Origin of the sequence: Cobetia sp. BMC6 (assembly GCF_029991385.1) — a bacterium.
GTDB lineage: Bacteria > Pseudomonadota > Gammaproteobacteria > Pseudomonadales > Halomonadaceae > Cobetia.
Genome location: NZ_JAKUMF010000092.1, coordinates 1 through 255 on the forward strand (window position 1 = coordinate 1; position 255 = coordinate 255).

A 255-nucleotide genomic window follows, 5' to 3' on the forward strand; every position below is an offset into this window, starting at 1 on the left:
CAAAGATCACCGGCTCTTGTTGGCGTTGCATATCGAGAAATACGGTGACGTAACGTTGCCCTCGACGTGATGCCGTTTCGTCTACCCCGACATTGGCAACCTGAGAAAGATCCAGGTCTCCCAGCATACGGCCTACGTAATGATGCACGATGCGCCACAAACGCTTGTCAGTGACTTCCAATTGCCGAGAGACGGCGAGCACAGGCATCTCCCTGACCAACGACATGGCAGCCTGTTCAAACAACAGTGTGAAAC

Annotated in this window: 1 protein-coding gene; it reads right to left on the reverse strand. The window is 53.3% G+C overall.

What is annotated here, in order from left to right:
- Positions 1 to 255 (reverse strand): helix-turn-helix domain-containing protein (locus tag MKZ40_RS17140; protein ID WP_282628014.1); only part of this gene is annotated, 255 nt, incomplete at both ends.